This is a genomic window from Streptomyces sp. NPDC101194 (assembly GCF_044767885.1).
In the GTDB taxonomy this organism is placed as follows: Bacteria; Actinomycetota; Actinomycetes; order Streptomycetales; family Streptomycetaceae; genus Streptomyces.
Genome location: NZ_JBIWOS010000005.1, coordinates 417,904 through 443,541, shown reverse-complemented (window position 1 = coordinate 443,541; position 25,638 = coordinate 417,904). Strand labels below are relative to the sequence as shown.

At 70.3% G+C, this 25,638-nt stretch carries 16 protein-coding genes; 13 read left to right on the top strand and 3 right to left on the bottom strand.

From position 1 onward, the window contains the following. Positions 1-54: 54 nt before the first annotated feature. The 10 genes from ACIRP2_RS21740 (at position 55) to ACIRP2_RS21695 (ending at position 17,816) form a co-directional block, all read left to right on the top strand. Positions 55-1,101 carry a LacI family DNA-binding transcriptional regulator gene (locus ACIRP2_RS21740; protein ID WP_404252602.1) on the top strand — a complete coding sequence of 349 codons (1,047 nt, stop codon included), beginning with the start codon at positions 55-57 and terminating at the stop codon, positions 1,099-1,101. Between the two features lie 731 nt (positions 1,102-1,832). Further along, complete coding sequence (locus ACIRP2_RS21735; RefSeq protein ID WP_404252600.1) at positions 1,833-2,858, top strand: cytochrome P450; 1,026 nt, start codon at positions 1,833-1,835, stop codon at positions 2,856-2,858. 669 nt (positions 2,859-3,527) lie between these two features. Beyond that, positions 3,528-5,300: an alpha-galactosidase gene (locus ACIRP2_RS21730; RefSeq protein WP_404252598.1), complete on the top strand. Its 1,773-nt coding sequence runs from the start codon at positions 3,528-3,530 to the stop codon at positions 5,298-5,300. A 79-nt stretch (positions 5,301-5,379) separates the two neighbouring features. Continuing rightward, complete coding sequence (locus ACIRP2_RS21725) at positions 5,380-8,208, top strand: hypothetical protein (protein WP_404252596.1); 2,829 nt, start codon at positions 5,380-5,382, stop codon at positions 8,206-8,208. A 239-nt stretch (positions 8,209-8,447) separates the two neighbouring features. Then, a complete protein-coding gene (locus tag ACIRP2_RS21720; protein WP_404252594.1) occupies positions 8,448-9,719 on the top strand; it encodes an enolase C-terminal domain-like protein in 1,272 nt (423 codons plus the stop codon). Positions 9,720-9,744: 25 nt separating this feature from the next. Next, positions 9,745-11,100 (top strand): ABC transporter substrate-binding protein, encoded by a 1,356-nt coding sequence (locus ACIRP2_RS21715; protein ID WP_404252592.1) that lies wholly within the window; start codon positions 9,745-9,747, stop codon positions 11,098-11,100. Positions 11,101-11,129: 29 nt separating this feature from the next. After that, positions 11,130-12,029: a carbohydrate ABC transporter permease gene (locus ACIRP2_RS21710; RefSeq protein WP_404252590.1), complete on the top strand. Its 900-nt coding sequence runs from the start codon at positions 11,130-11,132 to the stop codon at positions 12,027-12,029. Beyond that, positions 12,026-12,979, top strand: coding sequence for a carbohydrate ABC transporter permease (locus ACIRP2_RS21705; protein WP_404252588.1), 954 nt, complete (start codon positions 12,026-12,028; stop codon positions 12,977-12,979). The genes ACIRP2_RS21710 and ACIRP2_RS21705 overlap by 4 nt, the downstream gene beginning before the upstream one ends. Continuing rightward, positions 12,976-16,995, top strand: a complete 4,020-nt coding sequence (locus tag ACIRP2_RS21700; RefSeq protein ID WP_404252586.1) for a hypothetical protein — start codon at positions 12,976-12,978, stop codon at positions 16,993-16,995. Before ACIRP2_RS21705 ends, ACIRP2_RS21700 begins: the two co-directional genes overlap by 4 nt. Further along, a complete protein-coding gene (locus tag ACIRP2_RS21695) occupies positions 16,992-17,816 on the top strand; it encodes an NAD-dependent epimerase/dehydratase family protein (protein WP_404252584.1) in 825 nt (274 codons plus the stop codon). The genes ACIRP2_RS21700 and ACIRP2_RS21695 overlap by 4 nt, the downstream gene beginning before the upstream one ends. Before the next feature lie 227 nt (positions 17,817-18,043). Here ACIRP2_RS21695 and ACIRP2_RS21690 read toward each other — a convergent pair whose 3' ends face one another. After that, positions 18,044-18,901, bottom strand: coding sequence for an SMP-30/gluconolactonase/LRE family protein (locus ACIRP2_RS21690; protein ID WP_404252582.1), 858 nt, complete (start codon positions 18,899-18,901; stop codon positions 18,044-18,046). A gap of 41 nt (positions 18,902-18,942) precedes the next feature. Then, positions 18,943-19,725, bottom strand: coding sequence for an SDR family NAD(P)-dependent oxidoreductase (locus tag ACIRP2_RS21685; RefSeq protein WP_404252580.1), 783 nt, complete (start codon positions 19,723-19,725; stop codon positions 18,943-18,945). A 305-nt stretch (positions 19,726-20,030) separates the two neighbouring features. Here ACIRP2_RS21685 and ACIRP2_RS21680 point away from each other — a divergent pair, with 305 nt between their 5' ends. The 3 genes from ACIRP2_RS21680 to ACIRP2_RS21670 all read left to right on the top strand — a co-directional run bounded on the left by ACIRP2_RS21680 (position 20,031) and on the right by ACIRP2_RS21670 (position 24,334). Continuing rightward, on the top strand, positions 20,031-22,064 hold the full coding sequence (locus tag ACIRP2_RS21680) for a beta-galactosidase (protein WP_404252578.1): 2,034 nt from the start codon (positions 20,031-20,033) through the stop codon (positions 22,062-22,064). Between the two features lie 352 nt (positions 22,065-22,416). Beyond that, positions 22,417-23,262, top strand: a complete 846-nt coding sequence (locus ACIRP2_RS21675) for a class I SAM-dependent methyltransferase (RefSeq protein WP_404252911.1) — start codon at positions 22,417-22,419, stop codon at positions 23,260-23,262. 58 nt (positions 23,263-23,320) lie between these two features. Then, positions 23,321-24,334 carry a LacI family DNA-binding transcriptional regulator gene (locus ACIRP2_RS21670; protein WP_404252576.1) on the top strand — a complete coding sequence of 338 codons (1,014 nt, stop codon included), beginning with the start codon at positions 23,321-23,323 and terminating at the stop codon, positions 24,332-24,334. A gap of 119 nt (positions 24,335-24,453) precedes the next feature. Here ACIRP2_RS21670 and ACIRP2_RS21665 read toward each other — a convergent pair whose 3' ends face one another. Continuing rightward, on the bottom strand, positions 24,454-25,530 hold the full coding sequence (locus ACIRP2_RS21665; protein ID WP_404252574.1) for a mannonate dehydratase: 1,077 nt from the start codon (positions 25,528-25,530) through the stop codon (positions 24,454-24,456). Positions 25,531-25,638: the final 108 nt, after the last annotated feature.

Genomic DNA, 25,638 nt, shown 5'->3' with positions numbered 1-25,638 from the left:
GGGACAACGTTGGCGCCCTCACAGGGCCATGTCGCCGAGAGGAGCGTTCCGTCCATGAGTACACCGGGTCCGAGCACGACCGGGCCGAGGCGCCCGACGATGGTCGATGTCGCGCGCGAGGCGGGCGTAAGCCTCAAGACCGTGTCGCGCGTGGTGAACGGGGTGTCCACCGTCGACCCGGAGCTGGCCGAGCGCGTTCTGACCGCGGTGACCCGGCTGGGGTTCCGGCGCAACAACAAGGCCCGGGACCTGCGTTCGCGCAGTACGTCGGCCACGGTCGGCCTGCTCATCGAGGATCTGGCCAACCCCTTCTACGCGGGCATCGCCGCCGCGGCTGCGCAGTGCGCCCTGGAACACGACACGCTGCTGCTCACGGCCAGTTCGGAGGAGGACGCCGACCGCGAGCGCAAGCTCCTGCTGCAGATGTGCGAGCACCGGGTCGACGGGCTGCTGGTCGTACCCGCCGGGAGCACCGCCGACCATGCCTACCTGCGCGCCGAGATCGAGATGGGCACACCGGCCGTCTTCCTCGACCGCCCGCCCAACAATCTGCGCGCCGACACCGTGCTCATCGACAACGCGGCGGGCGCGCGGGCCGCGATCGAGCACCTGGTGGCCCGCGGCCATGAGCGGATAGGTGTGCTGTCGGACTGGCTGAGCATCCATCCGATGGCCGAGCGGCTGTCGGCTGCCGAGAGCACGCTGGAGGGGGCAGGACTGCCGTATCGGCCCGACCTGATCCGGTACGGCCTGCACACGCTGCACGACACCGAGGCCGCGGTCGAGCGGATGCTCTCGGCGCCGCAGCCGCCCACCGCGCTCTTCGCTCTCAACAACCGGATCACCCTCGGCGCCCTCGGTGCGTTGAACCGGCTGGAACAGGACCTGGACGTGGTCGGTTTCGACGACTTCGAGACCGCCGGTCTGATGGCGCGGCCGCTGACCGTCGTCTCCTACGACGTGCGGGCCATCGGCAGGATCGGCGCCGAATTGCTGTTCAAGCGCATCGCGGGGGACACGTCGCGCCCCAAGACGGTCGTCATCCCCACCGGCCTTGTCGAGCGCTGCACGTCGGGCGCAGTGACGGAGGGCCTGAGGTGACCGGTGCCGCCACCCCTCTCGGTCAGGGGCGGCACTGACCGTCGGCCAGGGACGCCGTCGGCTGCCTCGGGGCCCAGCCCGCAGGCACGCGCCTCGTATTCATGTATGCGGCTGGTGTATATGGCATATATGTCATGCGTGGCAGTATGGCCGTATATGGCGTTTGGTGCCGGCGGGAACTTCTTTGCCGAACCCTCCGCCGGGAGGGCTCGGACAGGCGAGAGGAGTGCATCGTGATCGCCAAGCTGCTGGGCAAGCTGTCCTTCACCCGCCACTACGGTGCGTACGGGGTCCACGCGTGGGATGCGTACGCCGGCGACGACCGGGGCTGACCGTACGGCCGGCGGGCGCCCCGGGGTGCCCGCCGGCTCCCGGCCACGCTGCCGACGACATCGGCCTGGACAGCTACAAGACTCAGGGACGATCCCATGGGCCGCATGGGCCGAATGAACGAGCCGCCGCGGTTGCCCGAAGGGAGCTTCGCGGCCTGGTCCCGCGACCGGCTGGCACTGGTGCGCCGTGGTGCGGACGAGTGCGGGGACGTCTGGCAGCTGGAGCCGGGTGTCTACGTAGCCTCCGCGGCCGGGCCGTGTGAATCAGTTCTGCGCCGTGCGCAGGACTTCGCCCAGGCATCTTCGCCTCTCTTCCCGCCGTTGAAGCGGTCGAGCCCGTTGAAGCGGTCGAGCGGAGCGCCGACGCCTGAGGAGCGTGCGCGTGCTCATGCCGCCCGCATGCGCGGACTACGCCTGCAGGCGGTTGAAGCACGGCTCGGTGAGATTGCGCCCGGAGCCGCTCGATTTGCCGACCAGTGGCCCACGGGCCAGGACGTCGAGATTCTGCCCCTGGTCCGGCAGGCCCTGGCAGAGATCGGCGTGCACTATCTCTTCTCCGAGGACGCGTCCACCCTGCTGCCCTTTGCCGCACGGCTCTTCCTGGCCCGGGAGGCGCTCGTACGCCCCTCGCGCTGGGTGTGGCCGTGTTGGGTCCCCACACCGGCACGGCGGTTCCGCACGCGGCAGCAAGTCGCCTTCATCAACGCCTTGCGGCCCATCGTCCGCCGGCGCCGTTCGTCGGGCCGGCTCGGTGACGACATGCTGGGACAGATGCTCGGGCCCTCCTCCCGTCACGGCCCACTGCCGGAAGAGGCCGTCCTCGACACTCTCCCCGGAATCACCGTCGCCACCTTCGAGACACCTTCCCGGGCGGCCGGATGGATCCTGCTCCACCTGGCCCGGCACCCCCACGCGGCGGACCGCGTCGCGGCCGAAGCCGCCTTGCTGCCCGCGGATCCGGCCGTGACGACCAGTACCCACCTCGACAGCCTGCAATACACCCAGGCGCTGGTGCGCGAGGTGCTCCGACTGTACCCGCCGAGCTGGCTGCTGACCCGGCGCGTCAGGCGACGGACCCAGCTCGCCGACTACACCATCGACGCCGGGTCCACCGTTCTCGTCTGCCCCTACACTGCCCACCGCGACGCACGGGAACACTCCGATCCGGACCGGTTCCAGCCCGAGCGCTGGCTCGACGACTCGGGCTCGCCGGCGAAGCCGGGGGCATTCCTCTCCTTCGGTACCGGGCCGCACGGCTGCGAGGGGGCCGCTCTGGCCATGGCGATGCTGACGCTCCTGACCGCGCAGACCGCCCGCTGCTACCGCTTGAGCGAGCCGTCCGCACCGGAATCCGGCTACCAGGTCACCACCTTGGAGGGGCTCACACCTGTCGGCTTGCGCCTGCGTGCCACCTCGCGCAGCTGAGGGCAGTCCTTCTTCCGTGACGGGCCGTCTCCACGCCGACCGTGACATCGGACGCGAACCGGCCTGAACGAGGGCCCGTGCGATGTGAGCCGACCGTGCCGACCAGCCCTGCCGCGGCCCTCGTTCCGATGCCCACCGGAAGCGGTCGACATCGCACTCGGCAACGGTCTGCTCCTTCGTCCGGGCGCGAAGGCTTTCGGCGGGACGCGATGGGACCAGCCGGTTCCCTCACGGCCCGTCATCGTCGGCGAAGTGCGTGAAGGCTGACCAGTCATCGGGATCGGCAGCGCGCAGGCGTACCCGTTCACCCGTCCAGGGCGATGCGACGCCCTGTTTGATCACGCTGCAGTGCGCGCGAGGCTCAGAGGCACGCTCCCAACCCCTAGGCAACGTTGTCTCGACTGGCTATGGTTCAGAACCGACCGACGGAGGGCGGCGACTGCGACCCTGTGCCGGGAGAGCTCCTGTCGCACTGGTAGACGGCCCCCGGTTCATCGCCATCGGTCATCTGAGCAGGGGCGATCCTCCCGTACACCGACGGGAAAGCTGCTGATGTAAAGCCGGCACCTTCAGGCAGGCGAAGGTGCCCCGAGCGAGTGTGCTGCACCTCAAGGCAACGTTGTCTCACCTCGTTGTGTTTCAAGGGCCGAACCTTGGAGGGAACCGGAGATGGCCGACATCATGGATCTGGCGCAGTTGTGGGCCGACCATGACGCGATCCACGTGCACGGCGTCGAGGTCGCTCTGCTGACCGGAGGCTCGCGCCCCGAGGTGGAGCACGACGAGGACGGCGCGGTGGTCCACCTTCAGGCCGACCCGGCCGGACCGGTGCTGCTGCGTCTGGCCGTCCCGATCGGCGACGCCGTCGGCTACTGGCACCCGGCTGCCGGCTGGGACCGGCACCTGGTCGCGGACTGGGCGAGCGGCTGGCGCAGCGTCGGTCTCGTCGCCTCGGCGCCGCTGGGCTGCCTGTACGACGCGGCCGGTTCGGCGCTGCTGGCGTTCGCGTCCGACCGGGTCACGTCGACGACCAGGATCCGGTTCGGTGTCGCGGAGGCCACGGCCCGCTTCGGGGTCTGGCTGGCCATGGATCTGCGTCCGGGAGACAACTGCCGCGTACGCCTCCAGGCCGCGGGACGCCCCTTCGCCGACACGATGCGGGCTCTGGCACAGCGGCTCCGCGACGGCGACGCGCTGCCCACGCCCGACGCGGCCCGCACCCCGGCCTACTCGACCTGGTACTCGTTGCACCGGGACGTGGACGCGGTGCGGGTCGAGGCCGAGGCGGCGCGCGCGGCCGAGGCCGGCTGCGGAATCCTGCTGCTGGACGACGGCTGGCAGCAACGGGCCCAGGGCCCCGGCTACTCCGGGAGCGGCGACTGGACGCCGGACCCGGCGAAATTCCCCGACTTCGCCGCTCACGTCAAGACCGTTCAGGGCCTCGGACTGCGCTACGTGGCCTGGATCGCCCCGCTGCTGCTCGGCGAACGCACCCTGGCGCACGAGGAGATGAAGGATTTCGCCCCGCACGCCGTGCCGCGCCTGTCGTGCCGAGTCCTCGATCCGCGACACGAGGAGGTCAGGCGGTTCGTCACCGATTCCTGCGTGCACCTCGTACGCCGCTACGGCCTGGACGGACTGAAGATCGACTTCCTGGACTTCGCGATGCTCCACGCGCAGGAGGAGGGAGGCCGGGCCGGCAGCGACATCGGCGAGGCGATGCGACTGCTCCTGACCGAGCTGCGCGAGAGACTGCGCGAACTGCGCGGCGACGAGCTGCTCGTCGAACTCAGGCAGCCCTACACCGGTCCGGGCATGGTCGGCTTCGGCAACCTGCTGCGCGCCGAGGACTGCCCGGCCGACGCGACCGCCAACCGTGTTCGGACGCTGGACATCGCCGCCACCACGGCCGGAGCCGTTCACTCGGACATGCTCATGTGGGATCCCGGGGCCACGGCGGAGACAGCGGCCAGGCAACTCCACTCGGCCCTGTACGCGACCCCGCAGATCTCCGTGCCACTGGCAGGGCAGTCCGCCGAGCACCGCGCGACGACAGCCTTCTGGCTCGGGTTCTGGTGGGACCACCGCGACGTCCTCACCCGTGGCGAGATCCGCGCGGGACGGCCGGACCAGCTCTACGAGACGGTGATCGCGAGCGCCGGGAGGCGAGCCGTGATCACGTACTACGCCGAACGCCGTGTCGCCCCGCTGCGCCTCGAATCCTTCACCGAGGTCGCCCTCGTCAACTCCACCGCTGCCGCACACGTGGCCCTGGACGTGGACGGCCGTGCCGTGGAGGTCCGTCTGGAGGCGGCGGACGCCTGCGGCCGGCCCGCCGGTTCGTCCGTACGGACCCTGGGTCCCGGCCTGCACTCGATTCCCGTTCCCCCCTCCGGTCTGTGCGTGCTCAGGCCGGTGCCACCCGCGGATTGCCCGCGCTGACGTCTGGAGAGGTCCGCTCGTGTCGAACAGCCAAGATCGAGATCCTCGTGCCACCGCGGAATCATCGGCTCCCGGCGACTTGTCCCGCCGCACACTCGTGGGGCTGGGGGCGGCGACCGTCCTCGGGGCAGCTGCCACCGGCGTTCTGGCGCCGCGTGCCCAGGCCGCCGCGCCGGGTGCCCCGCCGACCGCCGCGGCGGGCCCCTCGATCACGCTCGCCTTCTCCGACCCGACCGGGCTCTACCCGGTCGACAAAGACGCCCCGGCAACCCCCGACCTGCTGGTCTCCGTGACCAGCCCCACCGCGCTGAGCGGAACCATCGCCTGGTCCGTCTCGGCGCGGGACCAGTCGCCCGGAGGTGGAACGGAGCCCTTCGAGGTGGCGGCCGGCGCCCCGAGCACGATCACGATCCCGCTCGGCCGGCTCGGCCCCGACCATTACCTGGTCACCGCGACCGTCACGGACGCGGCCGGGACGCAGTTGCTCGCGCAGAGCGTCGGGTTCGGCGTGATCCGGTCCACGGTCGCCGGACGGCGTCCGCAGTCGGTGTTCGGAATGGGCATCCGGCCCGAATCCTCCCCGGAGATCACCAAGCGGATCGCGCAGCGCATCGGCGTGAAGTGGACCCGGGGCATCGCCTCCGTCCAGCCCGACACCGTGTCCCCGAGAGCGGGGGTGTTCTGGCAGCAGCCGCAGATCGATGTCGCCCGAGCCGAGATAGCCGACTGGCACGAGCACGGGATCGAGACCCTCGGCGGCATCAACTACAACATGTCCTGGAACGTCCAGCCGGGACCGAACGGCGAGCCGCTCAAGCTTTACCAGAACCGGCCCAAGGACATGACCGCCCATGTCGAGATGGTCTACCACGCGATCGCTCCGTTGCAGGACCTGGTCCCCAACTGGGAGTTGTGGAACGAGCCGTGGGTCCACGGCTGGACCTGGAAGACCGGCGACGCACAGGACTACCGGGACATGTGCCGGATGATCTGGGAACGGCTGAAGCCGGAGTACCCGGACGTGAACCTGATCGGCGGCGGTTCGGTCTCGTACAACCGTGACATCGTCTATGCCCAGGGCTCCAAGGACACCGGCTACATCGACGGTTCGGTCAACCACGCCTACGGCTACCCCGACGCCACGCAGTACGCGATGGCCAAGACGCAGATCAAGATGGACAAGCTCTGGTCGCGCACGAAGGGGCGCGCCGGGCAGTGGCAGACCGAGCTCGGCACCGCCACCCGCTACAACTTCGCCGACCTGCCTCCCGAGGAGGCCGCCCACGGGGTGGCCCGGACGCTGGCTCCCACCTATCTGCTGCACATGCTCGCCGGTGCCGAGGAGGACTCGGCCATCCGGATCTTCTGGTTCTCCCTGTCCTACGACAAGGGCTACTCCGGCGACGACTTCAACATCTACGACGCGAAGACCAGGACCCCGAGGCCCGTGGTGGTCGCCTACGCCACGATGACGAGCCTTCTCGAAGACTCGGTGCTGCAGGAGGAGCTGTACCCGGACGCGAAGTCCACGTGGGGCTTCCTCTTCCGCGGCGCGGACGGCAAGGGCAGGGCCGCCGTCTACGCCGACCAGCTCTACGACGGCACCGACGAGCACCAGAGCGCCGGTCACACCGGCACACTCACCCTGAACGACGCCCGAGGCATCCGCGCCTACGACTACCTCGGGCGCCGGCTCACCGACGGCAGGTCGTCCCGTGTCACGCTGACGCTGAAACCGTGGGAGGCCGTGTACTTCGACAGCGACCTGTCACCGGCCGCGCTCCGCAAGGCGCTGACCGACGGTGCGTGTTTCGACTACTCCACGCCGCTGCACATCAGCCCTCTGTCCTTCGTGAAGCCGTTGGACACGACGAGCACCATCGACGTACGGGTGGAGAACGTCACGCCGAAGGCGCTGGACGCCTCGGTGGGGATCACCCCGCCGACGGGCTGGCGGGTGGGACGGCGGACGGTTCCGGTCAACGGGATCAAGCCCGGGGAGTCCCGCGTCGTCTCCTTCCCCGTCACGGATTTCCGGACCGACGAGAACAACCGGTACACCGTCGGATACGACGTCACCGTGGCTCATCGGCCGGGCTTCCACCAGAGGGGATCGCAGACGGTCCAGGTCGCCTATCTCCCGTTCCGGCACATCACCGTCGGCGGGAGCGCCAGCCAGTGGAACGACGTCATACCGGTGACGATGACCAGCGTGACCGCGGCCGGTGACAGCAAGACCTACTCGTTCCAGGCCGCTTGGGACGATGCCTTCCTGTACGTCAGGGCCCTGGTCGGAGACGATCTCCAGGTGTCCAACCCGGCGTTCACGGCCGACGAGTACAAGTTTCCGTTCCAGGCGGACAGCGTCCAACTGGCCTTCGACGCCACGGCCGACAAGACCGAGGACCTGCTGGCCGGCGACCCGCACTACGAGAAGTGCCTGCGGTCGATCTCGCACCTGTACGTCGCCACCCTGGCCACCGGGGGCCGCTCCGAGCTGCACCGGCAGCTGGCGCCGGGCACCAACTACCAGACCTTCTACCCGACCAACGCGGTGCTCCCGACGCCGCTCGGCCCGATGGACGCGCAGCAGGCCGACGGCACCGAGGGCCGGGTGCTCGTCTCCAGGGACGACGCCAACAAGCTGACCCGGTACGAGGTCGCACTCGCCTGGAGCCAACTCCCGGAGCTGGCGGCCGAGGTGAGAGCCGCGCGTCCCGGGAGCATCACCCGGGCCACGTTCGCCGTCCAGGTGCAGGACGCCGGAACGACCGGTCACGGCGCCACCTACTGGACGACACAGTCGGCGCCCCCGACGTCGGGTTGCTACAACTTCGCCCCGTTCTGGGGCACCGGCGCGCAGTTCACCGGCGGGCGTGTCGACTCCCGGTGGGGCATCGGGCGCTGAGCCGCGCCCGGCCGTACGCGGCGCCCGCCCGACGGGAGTCCGGCGGCCGGGCCGCCGGTGCAGGACTCCCGCCCGCTCCGCGGGCCCCGCACGCACAGCCAGAGATCCCGGTCGAGGAACCGGAACGAACACGGCCTGCTTCCCCGGCCGGGGAACCGGGCCCGGCGTGGAGAAGCGGTACTCGTCGACCCGGCGCTCGCACTCGTGGCGGGCGCCGGCCAGAACCAGGAGCCACACCTGTGAGCGACACCCCCGACAAACCCATCGAGCCGCCGTGGGCGCAGCCCTCCGGCGTCCGGATCACCTCGGTCCGGGCCATCCTCACCGCACCGGCCGGGACGACGCTCGTCGTCGTCCGGGTCGACACCAGCGAACCCGGCCTGTACGGACTGGGCTGCGCCACCTTCACCCAACGGGCGGCGGCGGTCGCCACCGCGGTCGACGACTACCTGGCGCCGCAGCTGATCGGGCGAGACCCCGCGGACATCACCGACATCGCGTCGACCCTGCACGTCAGCGGCTACTGGCGCTCGGGTCCGGTGCTCAACAACGCGCTGTCCGGGGTGGACATGGCGCTGTGGGACATCAAGGGGAAACAGGCCGGCCTCCCGGTGTGGCAGCTTCTCGGCGGCCGGTGCCGTACCGCGGTGCCCCTGTACGCGCACGCCCAGGGGCGGGACGCCGAGGAGGTCGCCGACGACGTACGCGACCTGATGTCCCAGGGATACCGGTACGTGCGCTGTCAGGTGGCGGTACCCGGCGCGGGCACCTACGGGGCGCCGGCCGCCGCGGCCCCGGCCGGCTCCCGCCCGTCCCTGACCCCGAACGCCTGGGACCCGGCGGCGTACCGGCGGACCGTCCGGGAGCTGTTCGGCCATCTGCGCCAGGAGTTGGGCGCCGAGGTCGAGCTGATCCACGACGTCCACGAGCGGGTCCACCCCACCGACGCCGTACGGCTCGCGAAGGATCTGGAGCCGTACGACCTGTTCTACCTGGAGGACCCGGTCGCGCCGGAGGACATCGACTGGCTCCGGACCCTGCGCAGCCGGTCCGTGACGCCCATCGCCATCGGCGAACTGTTCACCAACCCCGCCGAGTACCGGCCCGTGGTCCAGGAGCGGCTCTGCGACTTCATCCGCGTCCACATCTCCGCCATCGGCGGCATCACCCCTGCCTGGCGGCTCGCGAACGCCTGCGAACTGTTCGGCGTACGGACCGCGTGGCACGGCCCCGGTGACGTCTCGCCGGTCGGCCATGCCGCCAACCTGGCCCTGGACCTGGCCTGCCCGAACTTCGGGATCCAGGAACAGCACCTGTTCGGGTCCGCCGCGCAGGAGGTGTTCCCCGGCTGCCCCGAGATCCGCGACGGCCACCTGTGGCCGAGCACCGCACCCGGACTCGGCATCGACCTCGACGAACGCCTCGCCCTGAAGTACCCGCCCCGGTTCCCCGCCCCCGGTGGTGCGTGGAAGCCGCCGCGCCGCGCCGACGGTGCCCTCCAACGCCCCTGACCGACCATCCGAAGGAGCCCGACCCATGAGATCCCGTACCCCCTTCACGATCCTCGCCGCGTCCGTCTGCCTGAGCGGCGTCCTCGCCGCTTGCACCACCCCGTCCTCCGGAAGCGGCGGCGGCACGAAGCAGAACGTCACGCTGACGGTCGCGGAGTGGACCAATCCCGGCGCGGTCGAGTTCACCAAGGAGCTCAACGCCAAGTTCGAGAAGGCGCACCCGGGAGTCACCGTCAAGCTGCAGACGGCCCCGAACGCCAACGGAGCCTGGCAGCAGCTGTGGAACAGCATGCTGCAGTCCAAGTCCCTCGACGTCCTGGCCCAGTTCCCCCCGACCCAGCAGGGCTACGCCCCCGGCTACACCAACCTCAAGCCCGGAGGGGCGGCCGCACTCATCACGTCCGGTCAACTGACCGACCTCAAGGACCAGCCGTTCATGAAGCAGTACGACCCGGAGGTCCAGGCCGCCGCGGTCGGATACAAGGGCGGCGTCTACGGCGTCATGGCCGCCGAGTACGTCGGTGCGGGTGCGATCTGGTACAAGAAGGACCTGCTCGCGAAGCACGGCCTGTCCATTCCCACGACGTACCAGGAATTCCTGGACGCCTGCGACAAGCTCAAGAAGGCCGGAATGACACCGATCTTCGTGTCCGCGCAGAGCGGCATGCACGGCGGCGTGTGGCAGGGCATCGCGAATCAGATGATCATGAAGGGGCATCAGCCCTCGGAGTCCGTCAAGGTGTCCGAGGACCGGGCCACCGCATTCTGGAAGGGCACGCAGTCCTGGACCGACCCGGTCTACAAGGAGATCTCCCAGCGGCACACGGAGGTCATGCAGTACATCGAGCCCAATGCCTCGGGCGTGTCCCAGCAGACCGCGCCCGGCGTCTGGGCCACGAAGGCCGACGACTACCCGTTCCTGCTCGACGGCTCCTGGGACGGGCTGACCATCCAGCAGGCCAACCCGAAGCTCAACCTCGGGTTCTTCGCCCTCCCGGGCACCGACGACCCGGCGGCCAACCGTGTGGCGTTCAAGCCCGACCTCACCTGGGTGGTTCCGACCACCGCGCCGCACAAGGACCTGGCGATGCAGTGGCTCGCGATGTTCTCCGAGCCCGACAACTACAAGAAGTGGCTGGAGAAGACCGGCTCCATCTCCACCCAGCCGGCGCTGCAGAACACCGGCCTGCCCTGGATGGACTGGCTGAACGGTCACATGAGTGACGCCTTCCCGCAGCTCACCAACCCGTGGATCCCGGCCGGGGCGCCCATCGAGGCGGGCGGTCCCGACCTGTACAAGATGAAGCCGATCGGCAGCGACGGCATCGACAGCCTCCTGTCCGCCTCGGCGTCGGCCTACCGCAAGTCGGTCGGCAAGTAACGAACGCACTCTCGGAAAGGAGGCTCGGCGTGGCACGCTGTCCCTTCGGAAACCAACGGACGCGGCGGTTCATCCCCTGGGCCAGCATCGCGATACCGGGAGCCGGGTGGCTGCTGTTCGGGCTCTATCCGTCGCTCGCCACCATCGGATACTCCTTCACCCGGTACTCCGGGCTCCCGGGCACGCCTCTGAACGTCTGCGGTCTGTGCAACTACTCGGCGGCCTTCACATCGCTGTCGTCCGTGGTCGGGGACGCGGTGCGGGTCACGCTGACCTATGTGCTCGGCGTGACCGTACTGCAGACCGCGATCGGTCTGGGCCTCGCCCTGCTGCTGAACCGGCCCGGACGCTCCTACACCCTCTACCGCGCCATCATCTTCATGCCGCAGATCTTCTCGGTCGCGGTGGTCGGCGCCGTCTTCGCGCTCATGCTGGACCCCTACTCGGGCCCGGTGGAGAAGGTCATGCACGGCATGTTCGGCACCACCTCGGCGTTCCTCGGGTCCAGCTCGCTGGCCCTGCCGCTGGTGATACTGGTGAACGTGTGGATGTTCTCCGGCTACACGATGCTCATCTACATCGCGGGGCTGCGGAACATCCCACCGGCGGTCTACGAGGCGGCGGCCATGGACGGCGCCGGACGCCTGCGGGTGTTCCGGCACGTGACCTGGCCCCTGCTGGCCCCGGCCACCACGGTGACCGTGTTCCTCACGGCGATGGGGACGCTGGGCGAGTACGCGCTGATCATGGTCCTCACCGGTGGCAACTTCGGCACCAAGACCCTCGGGCTGTACATGTTCCAGTCAGCGTTCGGGGGCGACAGCCAACTCGGTTACGGCTCGATGCTCGCCATGCTGCAGTTCGTCCTGACCGTCGTGATCGGCGGCGGACTGCTGTTGACTCTGCGCCGACGGGAGATCTCGCTGTGAAGGCCTCTCCTGCTGTCCTGGACCGGACCGATCAGGGCCCTGCCTGGAGCAGTACGCCGCAGCCGAAGGTGCCACTGCTGTCCACGAAGGCGGCCAAGGCCGCCGGGGTGAACCTGCTCTGCTTCGCGATCGCCGCCCTGCTGTTCGCCCTGCCGCTCGTGTACATGCTGCTGCAGGCGTTCAAGACGTACACCGGGTTCCTCCAGAACCCCACCGGGATGCCGGATCCGTGGACCACGGAGAGCTTCTCGACGGCGTGGAGTCAGGGCGACTTCGGACGGCAGATGATCAATAGCCTGATCTACGCGGTCATCCCCGACACGGTCACACTGATCCTCGGAGTCTTCCTGGCCTTCCCCATCTCGCGCGGTTACTTCAAGCGCTCCAACCTCTTGTACACATTCTTCATCTTCTCCGGGTTCCTGCCCGGCGGCCTCATCCCGCTGTTCATCGAAGCGCGCTCGCTCCACCTGTACAACAGCATGGCCGGGTACCTGATCCTGACCAGCCTGTCCGGCGCGGGGTTCTTCTTCTTCGTCGGCTACATCAAGGGCATCCCGCGCGAGATCGACGAGGCCGCAGCGCTGGACGGCTGCGGCTACGTCCGGTTCATCTTCACGATCATCATGCCGCAGATGAAGCCCGCCCTGGCCACCTTCGCCATCTTCGGTTTCGTCCACGCCTGGAACAACCTCATTCTGCCGCTGGTCATGTTGTCCGACGCGGCCCTGTGGCCGGTCACCCGCGGGCTGTACTCGTTCTTCGGCGAGTACACGCAGAACTGGCCGCTCATCGCCGCCGGCACGTTCATCGTGGCCGCACCCATCCTGCTCCTGTTCGTGGTGCTCCAGCGCCACCTCGTCGAAGGCGTCGCCGGCGGCGCGGCGTTCGGCACGCAGGGCGTCAGCGGAGCGCCCGCCGTCCCGGCCGAGGAGGGGGACGGATCATGACCGGCCCGGTCACCTCCTGGCCCGCGGGCGGCGACCGGGTGCGGTTCCGGCTCACCGACCCGCTGCGCCACCCGGATTTCGCCTGGCCCAGGACCCTGCTGCGCCATCCGGTGCGCTGGGCCGCCCCGTCGCTCCGCGCCGAACAGCTCCGGCTGGTCGACGAGACGGGCCGGTCGGTGCCCTTTCAGCTCTCGCGGGTGAGTACGGCGGACGGCCACCTGACGTACGCAGTCGTGTGCTACTTCGCCGACCTGCCCTCCGGAGCGACACGCGAATTCACTCTGTGCGCCGACCCGTCGGTGCCGACGGCCCATGTTCCGCGACCGGTCCGGATCACCGAGGACGACACGTCCACCGTCGTCGACGGAGGAGCGCTCCGGATCCGGCTGCCCTCCTCGGGCCGGTTCGCCCCCGACGCCGTGCCCGGCCCCGTCCTCCAACTCGACCGAGGGCGCGGCTGGGTGGGAGGGTCCACCGTGCGCTGCGGCACCGAGCGGCTCGAACACCTGGAAGTACGTCTCGTGGAAGCCGGTCCGCTGTTCGTCACCCACGAACTTCGCTACCACTTCACCGGCGGGGCCTCCTACACGGCGTCCGTCGGCTGTTTCCAGGGCTGCGAATTCATCGACGTGACCGAGGAGATGGCGGAGCTCGACTCCGGCACGACGGCATGGGAACTGAGCTGGGACGGCGTGGCACCGACCCACCGCTTCTCGTCCACCTGGCCGTTCTCGCAGACCCCCGACGACCACGCTGCCCCGGAATCACCGGACTTCTACCACTGGCTCGGCATCGACGAGCCGATCGTGCTCGGCGACAGCGGGGAGGACCCGTCGTTTTCCGGACCCGGTGGCAGGGAGAGGCCGGACATCGACTTCGCCTTCACCGTCGGCCCGTACGCCCCGAGCCACGCGTGGAACATCCGCCCGCACGCCACGTTCTGGGACGCCGGGGGAAGCGATGCGATGGGTGTCTTCCTCCGCGACCACGCCCGGTGGGACGACCGCGTCTACGCGTCCTGGGCCTCCGCGGACCACCTCCAACTCCGGTTTCGCCACGACGGCGTGCTCCGCTGGACCTGGCCCCTGCGCAGCGGGACCCGCCGGACGGCGATCGCCTTCTACGACCACGAACGCGACCGCGAAGTACTGCGCGACCAGAAGGGCACGCGCTACCCGTCCTCGTACGTGCGCCACCTCCACCACTGGCAGGGCACACTCAGCCTGGATCGGGTCAAGGACTGGAGTCTGACCTACTCGGGAAGGCGACCCGCCCCGCTGTGCTCCGAAGGCGAACTGGCCTCGCCCGACGATCTCGTCGCCGCGCTCCTCACCGGGGCGGAGGGACCGAGTCTCATCGCCCACGGGATCAACGAACATCCGGGCTACCTCAACATCGGCCAACGTCCGCTCTACGACCGGCTGCTCGACGGCTACGACCGTCTCGCCGACCGGCTCGAAGCGACGGACCGCGAACGAGCCGACGCGCTGCTGCTGCTGACCGCTCACGTCTCGGCCGGTGAGGAGATCGGACCGCTGCGCCGCATGATCGCGGGCCACCCGAACTTCCTCGCCGACGGAAAGGCGGCGCTCGCCTGCCTCGCCTGGCTGTTCCCCGACCACGAGGCGGCACCGCAGTGGCTCGACCAGTTCGAGAAGTTCGTGGAACTGGCCGGCGTCTTCCACACCAGACCGGCGCTGCCGGCCCACGGGTCGCGGGCCGGCCGCTGGACCGAGAGCCTGGCCACCTACGTGTGGGCCTTCCTCCGCCCGGTCACCCAGGGCAATTTCCTCGGCAGGCTGACCGACGGCCGCAACCGCCTGGCCACACCGGAGTTCGCGGCCGTCGGCGAATGGCTGGTGAACGCCCTGACCGCCCCCGTCGAGACCGGCGCCGACGGCGAACTGCGCCGCCTGCACCCCGCGCAGGGGGCCCACGCCTTCTGGCCCCGGCGCCCGCCCGTCGAGATGCGACTCCTCGGCGAGGCCCTGCGACGCTACCGTCCGCTTCTCGCCGAGCATCTGCTGTGGGGGAGCGACGAGTCCGCCCACCGGCTCGACAGCCAGCCCGGTGCACCGGACCCGTGGCGGGTCATGGTGCGGTCCGCCGGCGATCGGGGGACCAATCCGCGGCTGAGGAGCACGAAGTACACCGGATACGGCGTCACGCTGCGCGCCGATGTCGACCGGTCCGGCGAGGTCGCGGTCTTCCTCCAACAGGTGGACCGCGGCCCCAACTACCGCTGGGGGACAGCCGACGACAACGGCAGCGGGCACATCTACTACTACGCCGCCGGGCACTCCTACAGCGGCCACGGCCCCGAGGACGCCGGGGACCGCAGGGCCCCCGACGCCACCTTCGCCACTTCCTGCGCGGTCTGGAAGGACGGCGCGTACCGCTCGATCGGCCAGAACACCCTGGACCGGCCCCTCCACGACCTGGGCTGCGCGCAGTACGCGGAGATCGTCTCCGATCCGGACGGCCCGGTGGGCGGCCTCTATCTGAGCCGCAGCGTCCTGCTCGTCGGCAGCGACTACCTCGTCACCTACGACGCGTTCGCCGCGGGCCAGCGCATGGTGTGGACATGGTCCGCGCTGACCGAGGCCACCGGCCACGACGCCAACAGCTTCCCGCACCTCGCCGAGCGGCTGCCGTTCATCCACGTGGTCCGCGGCGTGCGTACGGACGGAGCTCTCGACGGCGCCTTCGTGACCGACGTGTCCCGGGGCGTGCGGCTGGAAGGAAGGGCCGACGGCGCGAACGGCAACACGCTGGCCGTCGTGAGCCACCGCGACGACCTGGAAGTGGCCCCCGCGCACTCGACCCCCTGGGGCACCCGGATCCGGACCCCGCACAGCCTGGACTTCGTGTTCCGGCACGAGGCGTCGGTGCACTACGAGCCGAAGACGGTCGACTTCGCCGAGCAGGGGTTGCGCTTCTCGGGGACGGCGGGGACCATCCGGCTCTTCGACGACGGCCTGCGGCAACTGACCCTCTTCCGCGGAAGCGCCGTGGGCACCGCCGAACTCGTCCTGACCACCGAGGACGACGAACTCGGTATCGGTCTCGGCTACCGGGACCCCGCCGAGGCCCGGGGCGTCTACCACGCCCCGTCGGACAGTTCGGTGAGCCTGCACGTGCCCGGCGGCCTCGATGCCGCGGCCCGCTTCCACATCGACGGCGAGCCGGCACGCCTTCTCACCGTGTCGCAGGACACGATCACCGTGGCCCTGCCCCGAGGCCGCCACCGCTGGGAGTTGACGGGCGGACAGCCGGAGCCGCCACCCTCGCAGGTCGTACGGACCGAGACCGTCGGCGACGGCGTGCTCGTGCACTTCTCCTCGGCAGCCGCCGCGGACCGCTACACCGTCCAGCTCAGCTCCGACGGCGGCCGCACCTGGGCGACGGCCGCGGAGACGGAACGAAGCCCCGTCCACCTGACCGGTCTTGCCGAGGGCGAGAAACGCCATGTCCGCGTCATCGCCCGGAACGGTCGGCGACAGGCCGCTCCGGGCACCGACTATCCCGTTCACCCGAGCCGCCTGGCGCCCGATCCGCCGGACGGGCTCAGGCTCCGGCTCGGCCTCGGCACGGTCACCGCCACATGGGGCGAGGTGCTGGGGGCCGGCGGGTACCGGCTCCACCGGCGACGCAAGGGCGAAACCAGCTACCACGAGGTCTTCGCCGGATTCGGGTTCCGACACGTCGATCACGTGCCCGGGGTCGTTCCCGGGGGCGACGAGCCGGGCCGGGCCCGCCCGGCGGACGTGACCGTGTACGAGTACGCCGTCGCGGCCGAGAACGGCAACGGCGTCGGCCCGAGGTCCGCTGCCGTGGACACGGATCCGGGAAGTTGGCGGCACTGGAGTCCACCGACGGATCTCGCCTTCCGCCGACAGCACACCTACAACCAGCCGCCCTACGTGCCCGCGTCCGCGACCCCCCGCCCCTACGGCCATCAGGTTCCGGCCCCGGAGACGCCGGCCGTCGACCCCCGGGCAGGGGAGGCGCCGTGATCGAGCAACGGATCCTGGTCACCGGGGCCGCGGGACGCATCGGCCGCGAGCTGCGCCCGCGCCTGGCCCGCGAAGGCCGGACCCTGCGTCTCCTGGATGTCGCGGAGACCGGGCCGGCCGGACCGGAGGAGCACGTGGAGACCGTCCGGGCGTCCTTCACCGACCAGGACGCGATCGACGCGGCCTGCCAGGACGTCGACGCGGTGCTGCACCTGGGTGGCCTGGCGGGGGAGACGTCGTGGGAGCGGATCGCCGACATCAACATCGATGGCACCCGGCGGGTCCTCGAAGCCGCACGGAGGCAGGGCGTTCGCCGCGTGGTGCTCGCGTCGAGCATTCACGCCGCGGGGTTCCGCACCCGGGACGAAGCGGTCGACGGAGTCCTGCCCGCAGCCGTATCACCGCGCCCGGACACCTACTACGGAGTCAGCAAGGCCGCGATCGAGGCGCTGGGCAGTCTCTACCACTCCCGGTTCGCCATCGACGTCACGTGTCTGCGCATCGGCGCCTTCCGGCCGCGCCCGCTCGCCCCCGAGGACCTGGCCGCCTGGCTGTCGCCGGGCGACGCGGCCCGGCTCGTCGAGGCATGCCTGCAGGCCGAGCCCGCCGCGTTCCGGGTCCTGTGGGGCATCTCCCGCAACACACGTCGATGGTGGTCACTGGAGGAGGCGGAGGCCATCGGGTACCGCCCCGAGGACGACGCGGAACACCATCTGGCGTCGATCCTCGGCTCCGGGACCTTCGGCCCGACGGACCTCGATCCCGCCCGCCCCCGCAACTTCCGCGTCGGTGCCGGCTTCTGCACGATGCCGCTCGGCTGACGACCGGAGGGCCGACCGATCGAGGCCGGGCGCTGTGAGGGCAGGCAACGTCGTCCCGGATGAGGTGAGTCGGGCGAGCCGGGGTGACGGAGGATTCGACGGCAGGTCGGGCCGTGGACGTGCCGGGCCGGGAGTGTTCGCGACCGCGTCCGGCCGTCGAGCGGGGATCGTGCCCGTGCGGTCGTCGGTCACCCCGCACCCCGGCCCTGCTCGGCCGGTCGATCCACTCATCCGGCGAACATGGCCGAAGGCATGCCGACGGCGCCGCCCATTTCGTCGACGACGTAGACGGACCCCGCCGGGTCGTCGCCCGAGAGTTCCAGACCCTCCCGGGCCGAGGTGATGTACAGCGCGTCGAGGCGGGGTCCGCCGAACGTGCACGAGGACGGCTGGTGCACGGGCAGCGGAATCTCGCCGAGCAGGTCGCCGTCGGGGGAGATCCGGGCCACGCGCGCGCCGCCCCACACCGCGACCCACAGACATCCGCTCGCGTCGACGGTGAGCCCGTCCGGCATGCCCGTGTGCGAGGGAAGCCGGAAAAGTGTGCGCCGACGGCCTATCCACGGGTGTTCGTCAGCGGTGTCGAAGGCGTGGATCTCGCCCGCCACCGAGTCGGCGAGATAGAAGGTGCGGCCATCGGGGCTCCAGCCGAGTCCGTTGGGCAGGGTGAGCCCTTCGAGGACCACACGGCTCGTCCAGTCGGGCAACAGGACGTGCAGTGCGCCGCGGCCCTCTCGGAAGTCCATCGCCGTGCTGCCGGCCCAGAACCGCCCGTGCCGGTCGCACTTCGCGTCGTTCATGCGCTCGCCGTCGGACAGGAACGTGTGCCGGGCCGTCGTCGCGCCGGCGGCATCGACGCTCGCGAATCCCTCGGCCGTCGCCACCACGAAGCCTCCACTGCGTCGCGGCACCGCGGCGCCGACCTGTGTCGGCAGCCGAAGACTGGTGGTCCGCCCGGTGACCGGGTCGCTGGTGTGGATGTGCCCGGCGGGGATGTCCACCCAGTGCAGGCGCCGTAGCCGGGCGTCCCAGACCGGTCCCTCACCCACCCTGGCTCTGCCGGGGATCGCGATCCTGGCTGTCATCGGGAGTCCTCCGTCGTCGCCTGCGGTCGTGACGTCCGCCATCAACCGGGAAGCACTACCGCGGCGTTGGCGAGCAGCCCGCCGTCGACGGGCAGCGAGACGCCGGTGATGAAGCTCGCTCGGTCACCGGCCAGGAAGGCGATCGCCTCAGCGACCTCCTCCGGTCGTGCCACCCGGCCGAGCGGATGCATCCGCCCCCAGGACTCGACGAGTTCCTGCGTGCCCCGGTCACTGCCGTCGGAAAAGGCGCGGGCGGAGGCGCGCAGCATCGGGGTGTCCACCGATGCGGGACAGACCGCGTTGGCCCTGATCCCGTTCTGCGCCTCGTCGATGGCGATCGACCGGGCGAGCGCGTTGAGCGCCCCTTTGCTGGTGGTGTAGGCGGCGACGGCGGTCTGGGTGACGAAGGCCTGCACGGAGGAGACGATCACGATCGAGCCCGCCCCACGGGCACGCAGATGGGGGAGCGCGTGCTTGACGGCGTGGAAGGCGCCGGTCACGTTGACCGCGAGCACCTCGTTCCACTCGTCGGCGCCGGTCTCCGCCGCGACGCCGTAGCGCTGGATCCCGGCTGCGGCGACGAGGATGTCGAGCCCGCCGTGTGCCGCCGCCACCCGGGTGACGAGTCGAGCGATTGCGGCCTCGTCGGTGACGTCGACCTCGACGCGCTCGACGCCGGGGGCCAGTTCCTCGTGCGTGCCTTCCGGTGGGATGCCGGCCGCCACGACGGTGGCTCCGCGCGCGGCGAGCACCCGGGCCGTCGCACCTCCGATGCCGCTGAATCCACCAGTGACGATGGCGACCTTGCCGTCGAACTCCGCCACGTTCCCCTCCCTCGATGTGGTCCTGGGCCTCATACCTGGCCGAGCCCCGCCGTCGAAATGATCCAGGGGCAGCTGCGACGGGCGGTTCCGGTCGACGACCACCGCACGGACGGCCGGGCGAACTGCGTTCCGGCGACGTCGACTTCACTCTAAACAACGTTGTCTCAGCCCGCTAGTCTGTGGCCGTTCCGCACTCCGGCGCACTTTCGGGCGGTGCTCCTGGGCCGCGCCCGGATGCCGCTCGACGCCGTGTCGGGGTCCTTCGCGTGGGCGCTCGTTCGTCGGGCGGTGAGGAGAAGAAGCTCGTGACGACAGAGTGGATCAGATGGCCCGCCAACGTCATTGCCCGGTTCGGCGGTGAGCCCGTCGCGTTCGGCGGTGACTACAACCCCGAACAGTGGGACGAGAGCGTGTGGCCCGAGGACGTACGGCTGATGCGTGAGGCCGGAGTCAATCTGGTCACCGTGGGTGTCTTCGCCTGGTCGACGTTGCAGCCGGAGCCCGATCGATGGAACTTCGGCTGGCTGGACCGGCTGCTCGACCTGCTGCACGAGGGTGACATCGCCGTCGATCTCGCCACGGCCACCGCGTCGCCCCCGCCGTGGCTCACCACGCGGTTCCCCGAGGTGCTGCCCGTCGACCGGCAGGGGCGGACGATGGCGCAGGGCGGACGTCAAGCCTGGTCACCGTCGTCACGCATCTACCGCGAGCACTCGCTCGCGCTGGTGGAGAAGATGGCGGAGCGCTACGGCGAGCACCCGGCGCTCGCGCTCTGGCACGTCTCCAACGAACTCGGCGGCCACAACTCCCGGTGCTACGGGGAAGCGAGCGCCGTGGCCTTCCGTAGCTGGCTGAGGGACCGTTACGGGGACTCGCTCGACGAGCTGAACGCCGCGTGGACGACCAGTGCGTGGAGCCAGACGTACTCGACGTGGGAAGAGATCCAGCCGCCGCGGCTGACATTCACCGACTCGAACCCGACGCAGGTGCTGGACTTCGACCGGTTCGGCTCCGATCAGCTGCGTGAGCAGTTGCGGGCCGAGACGGCCGTCCTGCGGCGGGTCACGCCCGACGTGCCGGTCACCACGAACCTGGTGCTCTTCGACGCCGGGAAGAACATGAACTACAGCTCGTGGACCGACGATGTGGATCTCGTCGCCAGCGACCACTACCTGAGACCGACGTCCGACGCCCAGGCAGAGCTGTCCTTCTCGGCCGACCGGGCCCGTGGACTGTCTCGGGGGAGGCCGTGGCTCCTGATGGAGACGGCCACCGGCGCCACGAGCTGGCGCCCGGTCAACCCCGCGAAGCGCCCGGGGCAGCTCCGGCGGGACGTACTGGCCCACCTCGCCCGCGGATCCGACGGCATCTGCTTCTTCCAGTGGCGGGCCGCGCGTGCGGGCGCCGAGCGGTTCCATTCCGCGATGCTCCCGCATGCCGGGTCCGGCAGCAGGAAGTTCCGGGAAGTGAAGGCGCTCGGTGCGGAGCTGGCACGCTGTGCCGAGGTGCTCGGCAGCCGGGTGGCGGCGGACTGCGCGCTGCTCTTCTCCGAGGAGTCGTGGTGGGCGGCCGACCGCGAGTCGCATCCGCACAACGGCCTGTCGTACATGGAGTCCGCCCTCGGGTGGTACCGGAGTCTGCGCGACGCGGGCGTCACCGTCGACGTCGTTCCCTCATCGGCCGAACTGTCGGACTACCGGCTGATCATCGTGCCCATGCTCTACCTGGTCCGCGACGAGGACGTGGCCGCGCTCACCGCCGCCGTGCACGCGGGGGCGACCGTGCTCGTCACCTATTTCTCGGGGATCGTCGATCCGCTCGACCGGGTGCGGCCCGGCGGCTATCCCGGAGCCTTCCGCGAACTGCTCGGCGTGCGCGTGGAGGAGTTCGCGCCGATGGTGGACGGGGATTTCGTCGACATCGACGGGGTCACGGGACCGGTACGGGTGGCCACCTGGAGCGAGCGGATAGACCTCACCGACGCGGAAGCGGTCTGCCGGTACGAGGGCGGCGACTTCGCGGGGGCACCGGCGATCACCCGCGCGCATCGGGGCGAGGGGGAAGCCTGGTACGTGGGCGTGGAGTTGGACGACGACGCGCGGGTGTCCCTGGTGGGGCGGCTCGTGAAACGGCTTGCGGGGACGGTGGTTCCGGCCGGAAGCGGCATCGAGGCCGTGACGCGCCGTTCGGCCGGTCATGACTACGTCTTCCTCATCAACCACGGCGACACCGACACGACCGTCCCCGGCGGGGGGACGGACCTGCTGGACGGATCGGTGCACGAGGACGGGGTCACGGTGCCGGCGGGCGGGGCGCGGGTCCTCAGACGGGCCCGCTGAACGCCTCGGGCGTACGGGCCGTACGGTTCCCGGCCCGCTCGGCGCACGGGCGGTTCCGGCCGCACGGCGGGCTCGCCGAGCGCGACGGGCCGGACCGGCCGGGCGCGCTCGGCGAGTCCATCGGCCCTGATCCGAACGCAAGACCCTGGGGCGTGGTCTCGAACCGGCGTCGTTGGGCCGGAGGCCGGGCCGTGTCTGCCGGGCGTGGCACGGCAGACGACGGTTCGAGGGCACGGCCTGAGGGCCGTCCCGCAATCCCCGGCGGGCGCGCGACGACAGCTACGGCACTTCCCGACCCGCGCGGCCATGTTCACGTTACGGCCGCAGGCCGTCAGCTGTAGTGTTCTCCGCCATGGCCTCCCACTCAGCGCAGGACTTCTATGACCAGCTCACCGAGGACTACCACCTGATCTACGCGGACTGGTCGAAGTCGGTATCGCGGCAGGGGAATGCCCTGGACGCGCTGATCCGGCGGCATCTGGGCGGTGCCGAGCCGCTGGACGTCCTGGACTGCTCATGCGGGATCGGGACGCAGGCGATCGGCCTGGCCGAGCACGGACACCGCATCGTGGGCAGCGATCTGAGTCAGGCTGCCGCGTTTCGAGCGGCTGCGGAAGCGCAGCGGCGCGGTGTGGCAGCAGCGACGTTGGCGGCGGACATGCGCGCGCTGCCGTTCGCCGACGCCTCGTTCGACGTCGTGCTGAGTGCGGACAACGCGCTGGCGCACATGCTGACCGAGGACGATGTCCGCCGTGCGGTGGACAACATGCGTCGAGTCGTGCGAGACGGCGGGCTACTGGTGCTCTCGGCAAAGGACTACGGCGACGCCCGACAGGCTCGGCGGCAGTCCACGGTTCCGCAGGTGACGGACAGCGACGCCGGGCAGGTGGTCACGTTCCAGCTCTGGCACTGGCACGACGACGGCGTCTACGACTTCGATCACGTGCAACTGCTGCCGGACGGCGACACCTGGCAGGTACGGGTCCGGCGGGCGACGTCGCGGGCCTGGGCACTGGAGGAGTTGGCGGAACTCGTGCGAGAGCGCGGGTTCGGCAACGTCACGTGGCACGGTGCCGAGGAGGGGCGCTTCTTCCAGCCGGTGTTGACTGCGCGGCCTGTGGTCCGACCCGCACACCCGACGCACATCCCCTCACGTCAGGGCCACAAGCTGCCGAACCATCGCTCCCCGAGTCGTTAGTACGATCGACCGCCAACTGCCGTCGGCTGGAGAGAGAGCAGTGTCGCGCAATCCCACCATGAACGACGTCGCCCGCGAAGCACGCGTCAGCCTGAAGACCGTCTCGCGTCACGTCAACGGGGCGACGAACATCGATCCTGAACTCGCGGCCCGGATCAGCGCGGCGATCGTGAAGCTGGGCTACCGCCGCAACCTCTCGGCGGCGAGCATCCGGCCCGGCCGGACGAGCAGGACCATCGGCCTGGTCATCAGTGATCTCGCCAACCCGTACTACTCCACACTCGCCGGAGCCGTCGAGAGCGTGGCGGATGCCGCGGGCTACCTCGTCACGATCGCGAGTTCCAACGAGGAGGGGCCGCGGCACGATCGTCTGGTCGACCGGCTCATGGAGCAGCAGGTGGACGGCTTGATCGTCGTGCCGCCGCAGCACTCGGCCCGAGACTGGTCCGAGGTCGCCTCGCCCATCCCGCCACTGGTCTTTCTCGACCGGCCGGCGTCGTACCCGGCCGCCGACACGGTTCTCGCCGACAACGGGGGCGGAGCCCGCGAGGCGACCTCGGCGCTCTGCCGCGCCGGTGCGCGGCGTATCGCGTATGTCGGCGACTCGCCCGGGATCCACACCATGCGCGAACGGCACGCCGGATACGCCGCGGCGCTCGCCGAGGAGGGGATCCGGATGGCGGACTCGCCCGCGATCACCACGGCCCACACCAGGGAGCAGGCGCAGCGGGCGGTGGGCACCCTGTTGCACGACGGCTCGGCCGACGCCGTCTTCGCGGCCAACAACCGTGCGACGATAGGTGCGTTGCTGGCCTTCCGGGAGGCCGGCCGGCGGCTGCCGCTGATCGGCTTCGACGACTTCGAGGCGGCGCTGCTCGGCAGTCCTCCGGTGTCGGTGGTGAGTCAGGACATCGAGCTGATGGGGCGTACGGCCGCCGAGTTGATGATCGCCCGACTCAACGGCGGCAGCTCGGAGTTCGTCACCCGAGTGTTTCCCACTCGGCTCGTCCTCAGGGGGTCCGAGAGGCCGGATCCGGAAGACGGCCCCTCAAAGAGCGGTCCGTCGACGTGACCGCGGGCCGGGCGACCGCCGGGGAGCGGCCGCACCCGCCACGGGTGCCCGGCGCAGGGCGTGCCGCGTGCGCGGCCCGACCGGGGTGTCCCCGGTCGGGCCGGGCGAACATCACGGGGTCACACCGACCGTCGGCCGTTCGCCGGTATCGCGCGTGATCCGGCCGACTCGTCGAGCGACAGGCCGTTCAGGACACCTTGCAGATATCCGATCGCGTGCGCCCGGCCCCGGCTGCAGTACGCCTCCGACGACGTGTCCCCCCAGGTGTCCAAGTCGCCGATCATGGCCGGAACATGATCGTCGATCAGGAAGCTGTCGAATCCCGAGGCGTCGAGCCGGCGGATCACCCGTGCCGGGTCGAAGTTGCCCTCGCCGAGGAAGCACTCGCGAAAGCGCGGCACCGTGCCGCGGACGTCCCGGAAGTGGACGTAGCAGATGGCCGGTCCCAGCAGGTCGATGACCTCGTTGACGCTCTGCTCGCCGGCCATCTCCGACACGGTGCCGAGGCAGAGGTTCAGCCCCCATGACGGGCTGCCACCGGCCTGGTCCCGGGCCCGTCCGATGGCAGCCGGAGAGGTGAAGATGCGGGCGATGCCCCCGAGCGGCTGTGGTGTGGGCGGATCGTCCGGATGGAGGGCGAGCCGCACACCGACCTCCTCCGCGACCGGCAGTACGGCGTCCAGGAAGTACTGGTGGTTCGCCCACATCATCTCGGCGCTGATCGGCTCGTCCGGAGCCATGTCGGGGGTCAGCCGGTAGCCGGCGAGCGCGTTGCCCGCCGGGACGTCGGCCAGGTCGAAGGCGGTGACCCTGGCTCCGCCGCGGCCCTTCGCCGCCATGTCCGTGCGCCATACGTAGGTGGCGAGGAAGTTGTAGCCGAGTATGTCGACCCCGACGGCGGCGAGGTTGCGGATGGTCTTCCGGTAGTTCTCGATCTGCTCGTCGCGGCCGGGCAGACCGCGCTGGATCTTCCAGAAATGGGCGAGGGGGACGTTCTCGATGCCGTCGATCGCCAGTCCGTCGGCGTCGCAACGGTCCCGCAGGTTCCGCAGCTCCGTCAGGCTCCAGAAGCCTTCGGCCCCCGGCAGCAGATCCGGCGTGTGGAACTGCACACCGGTGAGCCCCAGTTGGTGGGCGAAGGTCGCGACCCGGGCGTCGTAGGTGTCGATGTGGCCGAGGGAGAGCCGAATGGTCATGCCTGCCCGACCCGATGCCGGCCGTGCCCGTCCGTGTTCTCGAAGTCCATGACGTCGCCTTCCTTCAGGTAGGGAAAGGGCCGGAGGACGCCACGCCCGTGGGCGTGC